At 36.3% G+C, this 15,066-nt stretch carries 15 protein-coding genes; 10 read left to right on the top strand and 5 right to left on the bottom strand.

Translation table 11 applies throughout. The annotated features are described in order from the left end of the window. The first annotated feature begins 114 nt into the window (after window positions 1-114). From murC to MKZ30_RS08010, 3 genes are all read left to right on the top strand, one after another. Window positions 115-1,452: a UDP-N-acetylmuramate--L-alanine ligase gene (gene murC / locus MKZ30_RS08020; RefSeq protein ID WP_002357163.1), complete on the top strand. Its 1,338-nt coding sequence runs from the start codon at window positions 115-117 to the stop codon at window positions 1,450-1,452. A gap of 197 nt (window positions 1,453-1,649) precedes the next feature. Continuing rightward, window positions 1,650-2,135, top strand: coding sequence for a MaoC/PaaZ C-terminal domain-containing protein (locus MKZ30_RS08015; protein ID WP_002357164.1), 486 nt, complete (start codon window positions 1,650-1,652; stop codon window positions 2,133-2,135). Beyond that, window positions 2,128-2,814 carry a Bax inhibitor-1/YccA family protein gene (locus tag MKZ30_RS08010; RefSeq protein ID WP_002364139.1) on the top strand — a complete coding sequence of 229 codons (687 nt, stop codon included), beginning with the start codon at window positions 2,128-2,130 and terminating at the stop codon, window positions 2,812-2,814. Before MKZ30_RS08015 ends, MKZ30_RS08010 begins: the two co-directional genes overlap by 8 nt. Before the next feature lie 188 nt (window positions 2,815-3,002). Here MKZ30_RS08010 and MKZ30_RS08005 read toward each other — a convergent pair whose 3' ends face one another. The 3 genes from MKZ30_RS08005 to MKZ30_RS07995 all read right to left on the bottom strand — a co-directional run bounded on the left by MKZ30_RS08005 (window position 3,003) and on the right by MKZ30_RS07995 (window position 6,110). Further along, window positions 3,003-4,805: a glycerophosphoryl diester phosphodiesterase membrane domain-containing protein gene (locus tag MKZ30_RS08005; RefSeq protein WP_002364138.1), complete on the bottom strand. Its 1,803-nt coding sequence runs from the start codon at window positions 4,803-4,805 to the stop codon at window positions 3,003-3,005. A gap of 100 nt (window positions 4,806-4,905) precedes the next feature. Beyond that, window positions 4,906-5,514, bottom strand: a complete 609-nt coding sequence (locus tag MKZ30_RS08000; RefSeq protein ID WP_002383106.1) for a TVP38/TMEM64 family protein — start codon at window positions 5,512-5,514, stop codon at window positions 4,906-4,908. A gap of 221 nt (window positions 5,515-5,735) precedes the next feature. Continuing rightward, on the bottom strand, window positions 5,736-6,110 hold the full coding sequence (locus tag MKZ30_RS07995; RefSeq protein WP_002419919.1) for a VOC family protein: 375 nt from the start codon (window positions 6,108-6,110) through the stop codon (window positions 5,736-5,738). A 197-nt stretch (window positions 6,111-6,307) separates the two neighbouring features. Between MKZ30_RS07995 and MKZ30_RS07990 the strand changes: the two genes are divergently transcribed. The 4 genes from MKZ30_RS07990 to rplS all read left to right on the top strand — a co-directional run bounded on the left by MKZ30_RS07990 (window position 6,308) and on the right by rplS (window position 9,522). Further along, window positions 6,308-7,669 carry an Nramp family divalent metal transporter gene (locus tag MKZ30_RS07990; protein ID WP_002360069.1) on the top strand — a complete coding sequence of 454 codons (1,362 nt, stop codon included), beginning with the start codon at window positions 6,308-6,310 and terminating at the stop codon, window positions 7,667-7,669. A 107-nt stretch (window positions 7,670-7,776) separates the two neighbouring features. Beyond that, window positions 7,777-8,301, top strand: a complete 525-nt coding sequence (gene rimM, locus MKZ30_RS07985) for a ribosome maturation factor RimM (RefSeq protein ID WP_033601030.1) — start codon at window positions 7,777-7,779, stop codon at window positions 8,299-8,301. Beyond that, complete coding sequence (gene trmD, locus MKZ30_RS07980) at window positions 8,291-9,031, top strand: tRNA (guanosine(37)-N1)-methyltransferase TrmD (RefSeq protein WP_002381776.1); 741 nt, start codon at window positions 8,291-8,293, stop codon at window positions 9,029-9,031. The genes rimM and trmD overlap by 11 nt, the downstream gene beginning before the upstream one ends. A 143-nt stretch (window positions 9,032-9,174) precedes the next feature. Beyond that, window positions 9,175-9,522, top strand: a complete 348-nt coding sequence (gene rplS, locus MKZ30_RS07975; RefSeq protein WP_002357176.1) for a 50S ribosomal protein L19 — start codon at window positions 9,175-9,177, stop codon at window positions 9,520-9,522. Between the two features lie 121 nt (window positions 9,523-9,643). On the opposite strand, the gene MKZ30_RS07970 is transcribed toward rplS, so the two are convergent. Continuing rightward, entirely contained in the window at window positions 9,644-10,549 is a 906-nt protein-coding gene (locus MKZ30_RS07970) for a polysaccharide deacetylase family protein (protein ID WP_002419918.1), read from the bottom strand. A 223-nt stretch (window positions 10,550-10,772) separates the two neighbouring features. On the opposite strand from MKZ30_RS07970, the gene yqeK reads away from it, so the two are divergent. From yqeK to MKZ30_RS07955, 3 genes are all read left to right on the top strand, one after another. Next, on the top strand, window positions 10,773-11,351 hold the full coding sequence (yqeK, locus tag MKZ30_RS07965) for a bis(5'-nucleosyl)-tetraphosphatase (symmetrical) YqeK (RefSeq protein WP_002419916.1): 579 nt from the start codon (window positions 10,773-10,775) through the stop codon (window positions 11,349-11,351). Between the two features lie 90 nt (window positions 11,352-11,441). Next, a complete protein-coding gene (locus MKZ30_RS07960) occupies window positions 11,442-12,443 on the top strand; it encodes a DUF4767 domain-containing protein (protein ID WP_002419915.1) in 1,002 nt (333 codons plus the stop codon). Between the two features lie 335 nt (window positions 12,444-12,778). Continuing rightward, window positions 12,779-13,531, top strand: a complete 753-nt coding sequence (locus MKZ30_RS07955; protein ID WP_002374588.1) for a DeoR/GlpR family DNA-binding transcription regulator — start codon at window positions 12,779-12,781, stop codon at window positions 13,529-13,531. Window positions 13,532-13,571: 40 nt separating this feature from the next. Here the strand turns inward: MKZ30_RS07955 and MKZ30_RS07950 are convergent, their stop codons facing one another. Continuing rightward, window positions 13,572-14,975, bottom strand: coding sequence for a PTS galactitol transporter subunit IIC (locus MKZ30_RS07950; RefSeq protein WP_002357183.1), 1,404 nt, complete (start codon window positions 14,973-14,975; stop codon window positions 13,572-13,574). Window positions 14,976-15,066: the final 91 nt, after the last annotated feature.

Below are 15,066 nucleotides of genomic sequence, written 5' to 3'. Positions count from 1 at the left end.
TTATTCTGTTTTAATAGTTGATTATTTTTTTGTTTTATACGATAATGAATCTCGTATGATTGAAATTTTTTTAAAAAAGGTATGTTTTATATAGTGACAGAGAAGAGGATTATAATGGGAAATCAAGAGAACAAATTATACCATTTTGTCGGAATTAAAGGTTCTGGCATGAGCTCATTAGCGTTGGTCTTACACCAAAAAGGCTACAACGTTCAAGGATCAGACGTAGAAGAGTATTTCTTTACACAACGGGATCTTGAAAAATCAGGTGTCCCTATTTTACCATTTAATGCAGATAATATTGATAAAGACATGATTGTTATTGCTGGAAATGCTTTTCCAGATACCCATGAGGAAATCGCCCGTGCCATCGAATTAGGCGCAGAAGTAATTCGTTACCACGATTTCATTGCTCGTTTTATCGAACCCTATACAAGCATTGCTGTAACAGGGTCACATGGGAAAACAAGCACGACTGGTTTGCTAGCACATGTATTAAGTGGTATCAATCCAACTAGTTATTTAATAGGGGATGGCACTGGCCACGGCGAACCAGATGCTGATTTCTTTGCATTTGAAGCGTGTGAGTATCGTCGTCATTTCTTGGCTTATTCACCAGATTATGCGATTATGACGAATATCGATTTTGATCATCCAGATTACTACAAGAGCATTGAGGATGTTTTTTCAGCGTTCCAAACAATGGCTCATCAAGTCAAAAAAGGAATTTTTGCTTATGGTGATGATAAGTATCTTCGTCAGTTAGAATCAGAAGTGCCAGTTTATTATTATGGCGTCAGTGAAGAGGATGATATCCAAGCACGAAATATTCAACGAACAACGGAAGGCTCATCTTTTGATGTTTATCACAAGGATGATTTTGTAGGTCATTTTGTCTTACCAGCATTTGGCCATCACAATATCATGAATGCGCTAGGTGTGATTGCTGTGGCTTATTTTGAAAAACTTGATATGCAAAAAGTCGCAGAAGAAATGCTAAGTTTTAAAGGTGTAAAACGTCGTTTTAGCGAGAAAAAAGTCAGTGACATGATTATTGTTGATGATTATGCGCACCATCCAGCTGAAATTAAAGCAACGATTGATGGCGCTCGTCAAAAATATCCTGACAAAGAAATTATTGCTGTCTTCCAGCCACATACATTTACACGAACAATTGCGTTAATGGATGAATTTGCTGAAGCACTGGATTTGGCAGATGAAGTATTCTTATGTAATATTTTTGGCTCTGCGCGTGAAACACAAGGCGAGGTACGCATTGAAGATTTAGGCGAAAAAATTCAAAAAGGTGGACAAGTAATTACCGAAGATAATGTGTCGCCTTTACTAGATTTTGAAAATGCAGTGGTGGTCTTTATGGGTGCTGGCGACGTTCAGAAATTTGAACAAGCTTACGAAACATTACTAAGTAACACAACTAGAAACGTTTTATAAGAGAACATAAATAAAATCGGGACAGGGGTATCTGGCTTCAAAAAATAAGAAGCTGCTCCTGTTCCGTTGTTTGTTTTTAAAATCTAGCATGGCAGATAAGTTGGTTTTGTTTAAACATCCTTTAAAGACTACTTTTTAACTTGCCTTTTAAGTACATTTTGGTACAATTATCTTATCAATAACGGAGGTGTACTAATTTGAATATCGGAAAACCGAGAAAATTAGGCAAAACCATCGAAGATATCGAAGAGGGAGATTCGTTGTCCTTGACAGAGTCAATTGAAGACAAGGACTTATTACTTTACTTGGGCTTGACCAATGATGCGAATCCTTTATATATCCAACATGATTATGCCCAAAAAACAGAATATGAAAAACCAATCGTACCATCAATTATGCTGATGGGAATTATCACTAGTGCGATTTCAAAACATTTGCCAGGACCAGGTTCCCATGTTGTGAATTTCTCTGTGAACTTTGTGGAACCCGTTTTTCATTACGAAACATTGACTTTCCAATTAGAAGTAATCAAAGTCGACAAAATGAAAGATGTGATTACCATTTCAGTTGAGGCTGTTAATGAGCAAGAAAATCGCGTGTTAGATGCAGTGGTGATGGTTCAACCACCCCAAGTGACGATTGATGAATTAACAGAGAAAGAAGGGACTTTAACTTATGAATAATCAAGAGTATATCCAAACTGGCACAGGTTTGAATAAATTTTATGCCAAAATTTACGGATTTTTAGCGTTAGGAATTGGTATTAGCGCAATCATGGCTTATGCAATGACAACTGTCTTTTTACCTGTTCTAGCTACTTTATTCCAATCAAGCTTAGCTTTTTGGATGATTTGGCTTGTTGAAATTGGCTTAGTTTTATATCTAGGCGCAAAAGCACAGAAGAATCCAACCATTGCGATTGCAGGATTTGTTGCGTATGCATTATTAAATGGTGTCACTTTATCCGTGACGTTATTAATGTATACTGGTGGAACAGTGGCCGGCGCATTTTTAAGTGCAGCAGCTACCTTTGGCGCGATGTCATTAGTAGGTGTCTTTACGAAGAAAGACCTATCAGCAGTTGGTCATGCCGCTTATAGTGCCTTAATCGGAATTATCATTGCGATGTTGCTAAATATGTTCCTTTTACACAGTAGTGCTGTAGAATTCTTTATTTCCATTTTAATGGTCCTAATTTTCTCAGGGATTACTGCTTATGATAACCAACGTATACGCCAAGTCTATGCGCAAACAGGTGATCAAGCAGGTACTGGGATGGCCGTTTTCTTCGCATTACAATTATACCTTGACTTCATCAACTTATTCTTAGCTTTCTTAAGAATTTTTGGTAAAAACAACTAACATGAACGTAAAAGAGGTCGGGACAGAAGCGTTTAACTCCGAGAAATAAGAAGGAATTTCCGAAAATTGTTCTTTAATTTTTGGATAATTCCGGCTTATTTCCGAAGGAGTTGCTTCTGTTCCCGCCGTTTATCAGTTTTTGAGCGTGGAGCAAAAATCCAAAGTGATTTTTGTCCCACGCTCTTTTTTTAACCCATTCCAATAGCGAAATTCAACAGTTTATCGGAGTATGTTGGATTTTCTAAATCGGTTTTCATTGTTTCGTTCAGTAGACTGAGCTGATCGGTAATGATGCCATCGACGCCATAAAAAATCATTCGCGTCATAACATCTTCATCATTTGCTGTCCAAGCATAAACCTTTTTCCCATCATGATGAGCGGCATTTACAAAGTTACGATTCATTGTACTGTATTCCATAGTAAAAAAGTCAACTGGCATTTTAGGTGGTCCCACAATGTTAAAAGGAATAACGTAGCCTACATAAAAGCGTGGTTCTTCTTTCTTTAAGGCCATCGCCGTATCATAGGTTAAGGTATGAAGGATATGACCGTTTTCTAAAATATTTTCACGGTATTGTTTGACAAAGCGCTGCACTAAATCAGGGCTATCTTGAGGCGTGGTTTTGATTTCAATTAATAAACGTTGTTTTAATTGATTGGCTTTGGCTAAATAATCATCGAAAGAAACCATTTTAGCAGTTTGACCATTTTCTGTGACATTCATATTCGTTAATTCTTTAAGTGTTAATTGATTCGGTCGTTTATTAACGCCCGTTAACGCCCGTAAATTAAAATCGTGCATGACAATAAATTGATGGTCTTTGGTTTCTTGAATATCCATTTCAACATAATCAGGTTTTGCCTTATTGGTCTCGATTAAAGAGTCTAAGGTGTTTTGAACGCCATTGTTACCATTGACACCACGATGGGAGATGGTAACCGGTTTTCGGTCAGGTGTATGACTTAGGTAATTCGTATTATAGGTGCCTACACCAATTCCGAAGATGATTGCAATCAAACAAAAAAGAACGACTCTGAAGGTGGTCCATTCTACCCGAACCTCTGATTTCGGGGTGAACCATTCTGGCGTGTCAGGCAAAATCCCTTCATCCTCCATATCATCAACAATAATGTAAAAAATAGCAACACTAGACAACACCAAGTTTAAAAGCATCATAACCTGAAGGAGTGTCATAGCGATGACAGCGCTAGGTAAAGACCACTCAGGTTTAAACGTTTCAACGGCGGTTTGACCTAAAAATATCAAGAAATAGCCAGCCGTAAAAATCCCTAAAACAGTTCCTCCAATGATAATAAATTGCCCTAAAATCTGGAAAAAGCGTCGCTTTGTAATTTGCCAACTACGTTTCAAAGACTCACGAAAACCAACATCACGTAAAATCAACTCTGGAAGGGCAAAAGCAAGTCGAATCGCTAAATATAAGATAATCAGTTCTAACAATACGAAACCAATAATAATAATGACGCGATTTGCAAAAATAAAATCTAAGATAAAGGCTGGAATCTTAACTCTTGTTAATAAATAAGAGCGGAAGGTTAACCCACTTAATGGTAAAATCAAAAAGAAATATGCCAGGAAAAACAGAAAGGTAATTCCTCGAACTTTTTTGATCTGAAGCAAGGTGCCGTGCAATAATTGCGTTAGAGTAATTGGTTGCTTTTTCTTAATAAAATAAACACTAAGCAATAAAAAGGTAAATTCAAAAAAGAGCGCCAGTAAAATTAATAGCCCAATTAGTAGAAAAGTCAAAAGGACATAGGGATGTTGCGTAGCAATTGCCCCTAAGTTATCGTAGGAAATATAATCAATCCCACCTTCTTTGAGTACCAATTTGGACAAACTTGTCAATAAAGGCAATAGAACGAATAACATAAATCCGTGCATCAAGAGCACGTCGCGAAAATACGCCGTTGTTCCTTTAAGAAAATCTAGCGTATTCACAATACTATTTTTAAAATAACTAAACATCAAAAGTCCCCCAGTTTCTACCAAAATTCCATAATAAAAGGACTAAATCAAACTGACACAGGCAGAGTTTTGATTTAGTCCGTTCGCTTTTTTATTTATTTTACATTCCCAGTAAGCTAGTTAAAAATGTACCGCCATAAATTAACGCAAGACTATATAAATAGATAGAAGCAGGTTTTGCTAATAAAATAATCAGAGTAAATTTTTTCACAGACATTTTTGTTAAACCGGCCATTAAACAAAGCGCATCATCCGGTGCAATCGGGAAGAAAATTGCTAAAGCAAACAATCGTTCAAAACGTTTTTCATTGTCTAACCAACCGATATACTTGTTATATGTTTTATCACTGACAAGGCTCATAATGAATGGTTTCCCATAATTACGACCTAATAAGAAAATGATAATAGAGCCAAGTGCAATACCAACGTAATTATAGACGAAGCCCATTGTTGGCCCGAAAATCAAGACCCCTGCAGCACAGCTAACACCACCAGGAATAATCGGAATAACCACTTGAATAATCTGAATTAACATGAAAATAATCGGACCGAGAATGACAGATTGCCCTACTAGTCCTCTTAGTGCATTGATGTCCTTGAAGACACCTAATCGGATAAAATAGATGGTTGCAATTATGGTTGCAACAATGCCCAAAATGGAAATAATATTAACAATTTTTCTAGATAGGGTAACACTCACATTTCTCATCTCCTTTAGTTATACTCATCGTACTTTTAGTATATAACTTTTTATCAATAAAAAACATCGTTTGTTCTTTCTGCAAACGAACAAAGTTGTAAGATACGCATCATTTGATAAGTTTATTATACAAAAAAAGAGACAGAAAAGACATCCTACTTAAGACCCATTCTGCACTGATCTTTCGAAAGAGAGTTGAAGAAACGAAAGTGGCACATCTTTTAGTAATATTATAGAGGGGCAAAGAGTGAAATTAAATTTGCATCTACGTCTTTAATGATTGCGTATCGTTGGCCCCAAGGTGCATTCCAAGGTTCTTTAAAAACAATGTAACCAGCTTGGCTCATTTTTTTCACGGTGCTATCAACTTCTGCGGCCGTTTCACAAAGAAAAGCAAGTTCGATTTTATCGCCTTGCTGACTAGGCGCAAACCCATAGACGCCAGTAATCATTTGTAGTGAATTTAAAGAAATCCTGACGCCATTGTTTTGTAATTCTGTGTAATCGGGCGAAGCTTCTCCCAGCACGTTAAAACCTAGTGTTTGGTAAAAAGAGAGTGCTTGTGTCATATCGTTGACGATAATACCGACCATATCTAACTTCATCCTCATAACCTCCGATCTATGATAAAATAAGTGTAAGGGATTTTTTGGTAAAAACCAAACGATTTATAGCGAAAGTGCTTAAAAAAATTAGAATGTAACAGTTTACAACGAAGAATAAGAAGACTATAATTATGTTAACTAGTTTTAGGTATACCTAAAAGTGAAATGTGTGAACAAGATAGATTGAGGGATGTTGGATGAAAGAAAAGAAAACGGAAAAAATGCTTAATTATGCAAATGGACCTAGTTTAGAAGAGATAAATAATACCGTCGAGGTACCTAAAAATGCTAGCTTTTGGCGAACTTTGTTAGCCTATAGCGGACCTGGCGCTTTAGTAGCTGTTGGTTATATGGATCCAGGAAATTGGATTACGTCAATTGCTGGCGGAGCGGAATATAAGTACACGTTACTTAGTGTGATTTTGCTTTCTAGTTTAGTTGCCATGTTACTACAAAGTATGGCTGCGCGCTTAGGAATTGTGACAGGAATGGATTTAGCCCAAGCGACTAGAGAGCATACAAGTAAACGAACGGGCGTTGCCTTGTGGGTGGTGACGGAGTTAGCCATAATGGCTACAGATATCGCTGAGGTAATTGGTGGTGCCGTTGCTTTGCAATTATTATTTGGTTTTCCATTATTAATTGGTGTGTTGATAACAACGTTTGATGTTTTATTACTTTTGCTACTGACAAAGTTAGGCTTTCGCAAAATCGAAGCAATTGTTTCTTGTTTAATTGCAGTCATCTTTTTTGTTTTTGCTTATGAAGTGGCATTAGCAGATCCAAATGTTGGTGAAGTATTACGAGGTTTTATTCCAGACACAAAAATAGCGACAGATAAATCCATGTTATTTTTAGCCTTGGGAATCGTTGGAGCGACAGTCATGCCTCATAACTTATATTTGCATTCTTCCATTGCGCAAGCTCGGAAATTTGATCGTAACGATGATGCTGAGAAAGCCAAAGCAATTCGTTTCACTACTTGGGATTCAAATATTCAATTAACTGTTGCTTTCGTCGTAAATTGTTTGTTGCTAATCCTAGGGGGAGCATTATTTTATGGAACCAACAGTGAATTAGGTAAATTCGTTGATTTATTTGATGCTCTGAAAAATCCAGATATTGTTGGTAATATTGCTAGCCCAGTGTTAAGTATTCTTTTTGCAATTGCTTTACTGGCTTCGGGTCAAAATTCAACGATTACAGGTACGCTGTCAGGACAAATTGTAATGGAAGGCTTTATCCATTTAAAAATGCCGTTGTGGGCACGACGAGTGTTAACTCGTTTGTTAGCAATTGTGCCAGTCATTATCTGTGTCATTATTTATGGCGGTAGCGAAACGGCTGTTGAAGACTTGTTACTTTATACGCAAGTTTTCCTAAGTATTGCTTTGCCAGTGTCGATTATTCCTTTAACGATGTATACAAGTGATAAAAAATTAATGGGCCAATTTGCGAATCCAGCGTGGGTGAAATTTTTAGCTTGGATTATTGCAATTGCCTTGACGTTATTGAATTTATTTTTAATTTATGGCACATTAACTGGTTTAACGAATTAATAAAAACAAAGGCTGACTGGAAAAGTTGGCCTTTGTTTTTTCATAGAATTTGCGCGTAAGAAATGGTAAAATAGGAAAGATGAAATACAAGGAAGAGAGGCTTTCACGTGACAGATTATTTAAATGTAGGAAAAATTGTGAACACACAAGGAATCAAAGGAGAAGTTCGGGTCATTTCGAAAACGGATTTTCCAGAAGAACGTTATCGAAAAGGGGCAACGTTACTGCTATTTCAAGAGAAAAAAGCACCAATTGAATTGGTCGTGAAGTCCCACCGCAAGCATAAGAATTTTGACATTTTAAGCTTTGAAGGACATCTAAATATCAATGATGTTGAAAAATATCGTGACGGTATTTTAAAAGTTGCAAAAGACAATCTCGCTGAATTGGCAGAGGACGAATTTTATTATCACCAAATCATTGGTGCCACTGTTTATGATGAAACTGGTAGTGAACTGGGAAAAATTAAAGAAATTTTATCTCCTGGTGCGAATGATGTGTGGGTCGTCCAACGACCAAAGAAAAAAGATTTGCTTTTACCGTATATTGAAGGCGTTGTTACAAAAGTCGATGTCAAAAATCAACGGATTGATGTGGACATTCCAGAAGGATTGATTGACGATGAGAATTGATGTATTAACTCTTTTTCCTAGAATGTTTGAAGGACCAATGGGGGAATCAATTATTGGGAAAGCTCGGGAAAAGCAGTTATTAGAATTGAATGTCTCTAATTTTCGCGATTTTTCAGATAACAAACACCAAACGGTCGATGATTATCCGTATGGCGGTGGCGCGGGGATGCTTTTAAAAGTACAACCGATCTATGATAATCTAAAAGCAATTGAAGAAGAGACAAACCAGCAGCCAAAACGGGTCATCTTATTAGATCCAGCAGGAAAACCGTTTAATCAAAAAATGGCCGAGGAATTTTCACAAGAAGAACATTTAGTTTTTATTTGTGGACATTATGAAGGCTATGATGAGCGAATTCGCACGATGGTTACAGATGAAGTTTCATTGGGGGATTACGTTTTAACAGGGGGCGAATTAGGCGCAATGGTCATGATTGATGCGACAGTCCGTTTATTACCTGATGTCTTAGGTAACAATCTTTCTGCACAAACGGATTCACATTCCACTGGCCTATTAGAACATCCACAATATACCAGACCTGCTATTTTCAACGATATGGAAGTCCCTGCTGTGCTAACGAATGGGAACCATAAATTAATTGCAGAATGGCAACTAAAAGAATCATTACGACGGACCTTTTTGCGTCGACCAGACATGTTGGAATCAGTAGAAATGACGCCTGAAATGTTGAAGTTATTAGAAGAAATTAAACAAGAAGAACAAAAATAAGGGAACTTTCAAGAAAATTCTCTTTACAGCTTATTTTGTCTGTGGTAAACTGATTTGGTGAGTGCAATGCGCTCTAACTATTACAATATTCCGCTGTGGCAGAAGTGACCATAAGAATATTTGGGAATAAGGAGAAGGATAAAATGAATCCATTAATTCAAGAATTAACACAAGAACAATTACGTACGGATATTCCTGCGTTCCGCCCTGGTGACACTGTTCGCGTTCATGCGAAAGTAGTCGAAGGTACTCGTGAACGTATCCAGTTATTCGAAGGTGTTGTAATTAAACGCCGTGGTGCTGGAATCAGCGAAACTTACACAGTACGTAAAGTTTCAAATGGTGTTGGTGTGGAACGTACATTCCCATTACACACACCACGTGTTGCTCAAATTGAAGTGGTTCGCTACGGTAAAGTACGTCGTGCAAAACTTTACTACTTACGCGCATTACACGGAAAAGCAGCTCGTATCAAAGAAATCCGTCGTTAATCTTTACTATTCGACAAACGAACACCCTCTTGCTCAGCAAGAGGGTGTTTTTGTGTGTAATTAAGTAGAAAATCAACATTGACTAAGACCAGAAATACTTCCTTTAGTGCTCCGAGTTGCTCTAATATAAGACACCAAATTGATAACCATTTGCTTGATAAAACTCTATTAATTGTGGCAATGCTTGTTTTGTTAATTCCTTATCTACTGAATCATGCATTAAGACTACTCTAATATTATAATCCGGATAAACCTCAAGTGAATGTTGATGGAAAGCGAGCATTTCTGCGACTGTAGTAGGCTGTCTGTCTAACGGCTCCGCATCCCCAACCATCGCATTCCAGTCAATCCAATGGATGCCAAGTTGTTTGAATAATTCATCAGATTTTTCTGTACCTCCCCATGACATATGACCTCCTGGGTATCGCCAGAGAGTTGTTTGAAATGTTTCGCCCAATATTTTTTTAAGAGAGTTCTCCATGGTTGCTATTTCTGCTTGTATTTCTTCAGTGTTGACAATCCCGTTTGGATATAACGTTGCATAATCATGAGTTGAACTATGAAAGCCTATTGAATGCCCTTCTGCGACTTCGCGTTTCACTATGTTTTGATTTTCGGAAGTTAGGGTATTTCCTACAAGAAAAAAAGTTGCGTGGACGTTATACTTTTTTAATGTATCTAGGACTTGTGGGGTTATTTGATTATTAACGCCATCATCAAAGGTTAAGAATACTAATTTTTCACCTTTGTAAGGTTCTTCTCCAGTTATATATTTTCTGATTTTGTCTGCTGAATAAGCATATTTTTTTGATGAAATAGTCATGTATGTTGATTCCTTTTCTAACTTGGTCGGGGAATCTTTTTTTGCAGTTGAATTTTTAGTCGATGTCTGCGTAGTATCATCATTTTTACTTGTTATCTTGGGTTGAGTTAATAGGAACGTTTGAATGAAAACAAGAACAATGAGGATTAACGCACTAAATAATACATACCCGTTTATTTTGAATTTTCTTTTCTTATGTCGCATACTTTCACTCCTCTTTGGTTAATGAAAAAGTTAAAAAATACACCTCCACGTTATACAAAATTGAACGTCCTATTAGTTATAGACGAATTTGAGGACCAAAAAGTTTCAATTTTTTCAATTTAGTTAGTTGTTTATTTAATAAAAAATAAAAGGTTGCTAGAGGATGAAAGGAGTATAATTTATTTATCTAGAAGAGTAATCGGAATGAGAAAGGGCTGTGGAAATGGATTATCAACAGGTGTTGAAAAATGAAATTAAACAATATTTAGTGAGTAAAAACTGTGAGAAGACGTATTATCATTGTATGGAAGTTGGAGAGTATGCCTATCAACTCGGTGAAAAATATTTAACTAGTCCAGAAAAAGTAAGTATTGCAGGATATTTACACGATATCTCTGCGATTTATCCAAATAATCAGAGAATTAATGTCGCACAAAAATATGGGATTGAATTAAACGAAGCAGAAATGGCCTTTCCAATGATAATTCATCAAAAAATTTCTAAGTCTATTGCGAAAATGGATTTTGGTATTGAAGACAATGAAATTTTATCAGCGATTGAATGCCATACAACATTGAAGAAAAACTATTCGGACATAGATTTAGTTTTGTTTGTCGCTGATAAAATAAAGTGGGATCAAGAAGGGAAGCCACCATACTTAGATGGTTTATTACAAGCTTTAAATTGTTCTTTAGAAAATGCCGCATATTTCTATATTGATTATATTTTGAAACACGATATTAAAGTTGTGCATCCTTGGTTATGGGATGCTTACAATCAACTTAAATTAACAATTAAATAACAAATAAACATAGCCGTTTTTAGTCGAGTTTTACTGGTGAGAAAAGGGGAAAAGTAGTACAGTATTCTTGTCAGAAAGAAGGGATTACCAATGAAAAAAATAATCTTGATAGGTCTTTTATTGAGTATTTTATCAGGATGTTCTTCCAATAAAAGTGGTGATAGCACTGCAAGCAAATCAAGCAAGCCGACAGCAACATCAGAAATGAAAGCACCTGCTACCGTTAACAACAGCCAAGCAAGTCAAATGAGCACGGAGTCAAAATCTAGTACGACTCAAAGTAATTCTTCTGCTTCTACTAAAACTGAAAATCAGTTGTGGTCTGCGCAAAAAAAGGCACAGCTACAACAATTTATGGCTGATTGGGGGCAACGGATGAACCAAACGTATAAAGAATATACACTAGGAAATTCAATCAATTTTAATGGTGTTCAAGCGCCTGATGGTCTAGTAGGAAATGTTACTATGCAGCCAGCGATTGGTCAGCATCCCATTTATTTAGAATGGTCTGAAAATGGACAAGTGAAGGATGGATATGCGTTAGTTGCTGTTTACTCTGATGCAGAAACGCAACCAGAAATGCAAAAGCACTTGTATTTATTCACCATCGTTAACAATCAGCCCTTAGTTTTAGTGACGATGCAAAATCAAGGAAATCCTTATGACTATCTATATTTTGGAGCAACAGATAATGCAGAGTTGAGGGCTGGCTTTGAAAAAATTGTAGGTGCCCCGTCAATTACTAAAGAACAAATCCCAAATATTTCAGTCAATCCGTGGTCTTCAAAAGAGGAAGCGATTGATTTTTACGAAGGAATGTATAAAAACACGACAAACGAAATTTCAACTCAAATTGACTGGCATAACTATCAGCGGGCAAATTGGCGCGAGGTAGAAACAAAAGGCGATACTATGACATTACATTTTGCCAACGTGGGCGGTGCTGGGGGCTCATACACACAATTCACGAAAGTTGGTACGAATACTGTTGTTGTATCATTTGATGGCAATGCTGCTTATCCAGATAACCCAAGTAGCGTTTTACTCGTGCAAAACAGTGATTATAAAGTTTTAAGGACTTTGAATCAGTAATAGGGGAAATACATCGTTTACTTAAACATAGGCAAAGGCGGGTTGCTTACCTTTTTATAAGTAACCTGCCTTGGCCTATGTGCTATTTTTTTTGATAGAGGTGCTCAGGGTAGGGGATGTTTTTCTGGAAAATTTTTATGCTAGATCTCTGTTTGACTAGGCTCAAATAGATCTAAATCAATCGTTGAAGTGATATCTGTTTATATAAAGATAGGCTAAATCGTCAATTTTTTACAAATCGTCGTTCATGTTAAAATAAATGGAGAAATGTTTTAGTATTCATAGTAAGTATTTTATCGTAGAATAAAAGATATACTAACAATGGAGCGATGAAAATGCTAAAAGAAGAAAGATTAAATGCGATAGTCTCTCTAGTAGATCAAAAAGGGGCAATCAAAGTTACTGAAATTATGGAACGATTAAATGTTTCAGATATGACTGTTCGTAGAGATTTGACAGAATTAGAAGCAGCGGGGCGTTTAAAACGAGTACATGGAGGAGCTAGCAGTTTAAATACATATCGTCCACATGAACTGTCTCATGCTGATAAACAAATTATTAATAGTGTTGAAAAAAAAGAAATTGTCCAAAAAGCATTAAGTTTAATTCACGAAGAAGAAACTATCTTTCTAGGACCAGGAACAACTATTGAACTTTTAGCCGAGGCAATGGAATTTAAACATTTAAGAGTAGTAACAAACTGTTTGCCTGTGTTTGAAACGTTAAGTAAAAAAAAGAATGCGTTAACCATTTATTTAATTGGTGGAGAAATGCGACTTTTAACTAAATCTTTTTTTGGTGAAATCGCTAATAAAGCATTAGAAGAAATGCATTTTCATAAAGCATTTTTTAGTTGCAATGCGTTAAAAGATAATAAAATTATGACAGCGACTATTGAAGAAGGACAAACACAAGCAATTGCATTAGATAACTCAATAGAAAAATATTTGTTAATGGATACTTCTAAAGTAGAGAAACAGGATTTTTATTCTTTTTATCAATTAGAAGAAGTGACAGCGGTAGTTACAAATAAAGATAAATTTGACACATCTAAAGTATTGGAAAAAGTTGTCAGGGTGATTTACTAAAAAGAAGAGGTGCAGATGCACCTCTTCTTTTTAGTTTCCCTTATTGAGCTTTTTGAGCATAAATAATATTTCGCTTCTTCATTTGTTTTGCATACCAAATGAAAATCAGTAGATAGGCGACTAGCGCCAGACATGCGTATAAAATAAATTCGAGTTGACCTTGTGATGCATTGCCGACTAAGTATCCTAAGAATTTTTCCATTGGCCCTTCCATGGTAGTATGTGAAATTAAAGTATTATTATTTAGACCCGCTGGGAAAGCGCCAACTTTTTTTGCGGTTTCGGTAACGAACGGTGCAATTAGGGTACCAGACCATAAGAACAAAGGTAATTCGATTGCTCCAATGATAATCATTCGGATGAGTTTACCTCTTGTTACTACTAGTAGAGCAGGGGTTACACCCATTGCAATAATTCCGCCAAGTGGTAAAAGTTTGTTGCCAGGTAGGACAATGGCTTCTAATAGCATAATTGGAGCCAATACGTTAGCTGCTGCCCAGATTTCAGCACGACCAGCTAAGAAAGGCCAATCTAAACCAATATTAAGTGTACGCCCTTTTAATTTATTCGAAGCAAAATCAGTGATACCTTGTGATAAAGGCTCAACTGCAGCGATAAACCAAGTTCCAATTAAAGAGAATAGTTCCAAACAGACTGCAGCCGTAAAGGATAGAGAAAAAATTTGCGTGGGTGTTTGGCCAGCTAAAAGACCCACAAAAATCCCTAAGTAAATTCCGATGGCAAATTTTGATCCCCAAAAGCCAATTTTACTATTCAATTTGGCAGCGTCAAAATCGTATTTATCTAACCAAGGGAAAAGCTTATCAAAAATTTTATCAAAAACCATAATGATTGGGTTCATCATATAGTTCATATGCGTGGTAGTCATAGGATTGGTATCTGGGGCGTTAAGTAAATCGTTAAACGTTGGTTTCATTAAGTCAGAATTGATAATTTTTAAAACACCTATGAAAATAACTAAGATTGTTGCAATTATTAAGTTTGCGCCACAAAAAATAGCAAATAAACCAACAATCGATAGATGCCAAATGTCGAAAATATCCACATCTAATGTGTTTGTTTTATTTAGAATTAACATAATGACATTGACAATCACCATAATTAAAAGAAAGTAAAGCGTGTAAGGAGATCCCCAAGTGATGGTGGCTAAAGGTGCCCAACCAACATCAGTAATATTTAAAGAAATTCCTGTACGTTCTACGAAAGAGGCCATTGCATCTGAGAAAGCAGTAGTTAAAATTCCTATAATAGCACTGATACCAGTTAAAGCAATTCCTAGTTTAAGACCACCTTCTAATGCGCGAGTGGGTTTTACCTTAAAACAAAGGGCAATCAGTGTTAAAACAATAGTCATTAAAGGAGCAGCACCTAAATCAATTAAAGGTTTAAAAATTGTATTTGCTAGGTCAATAATCGTATTCATTTATTTTCTCCTTCATAAGCTAAGATAACAAAATTTTTATCTTAGTTTTGTTATTGTTGACAGTGAAGCGTAAGTAATTAGTCTGAAAAGG

Origin of the sequence: Enterococcus sp. LX10 (assembly GCF_023539285.1) — a bacterium.
GTDB classification, from domain to species: Bacteria; Bacillota; Bacilli; order Lactobacillales; family Enterococcaceae; genus Enterococcus; species Enterococcus faecalis.
This window is presented reverse-complemented; position numbering and strand designations above follow the sequence as displayed.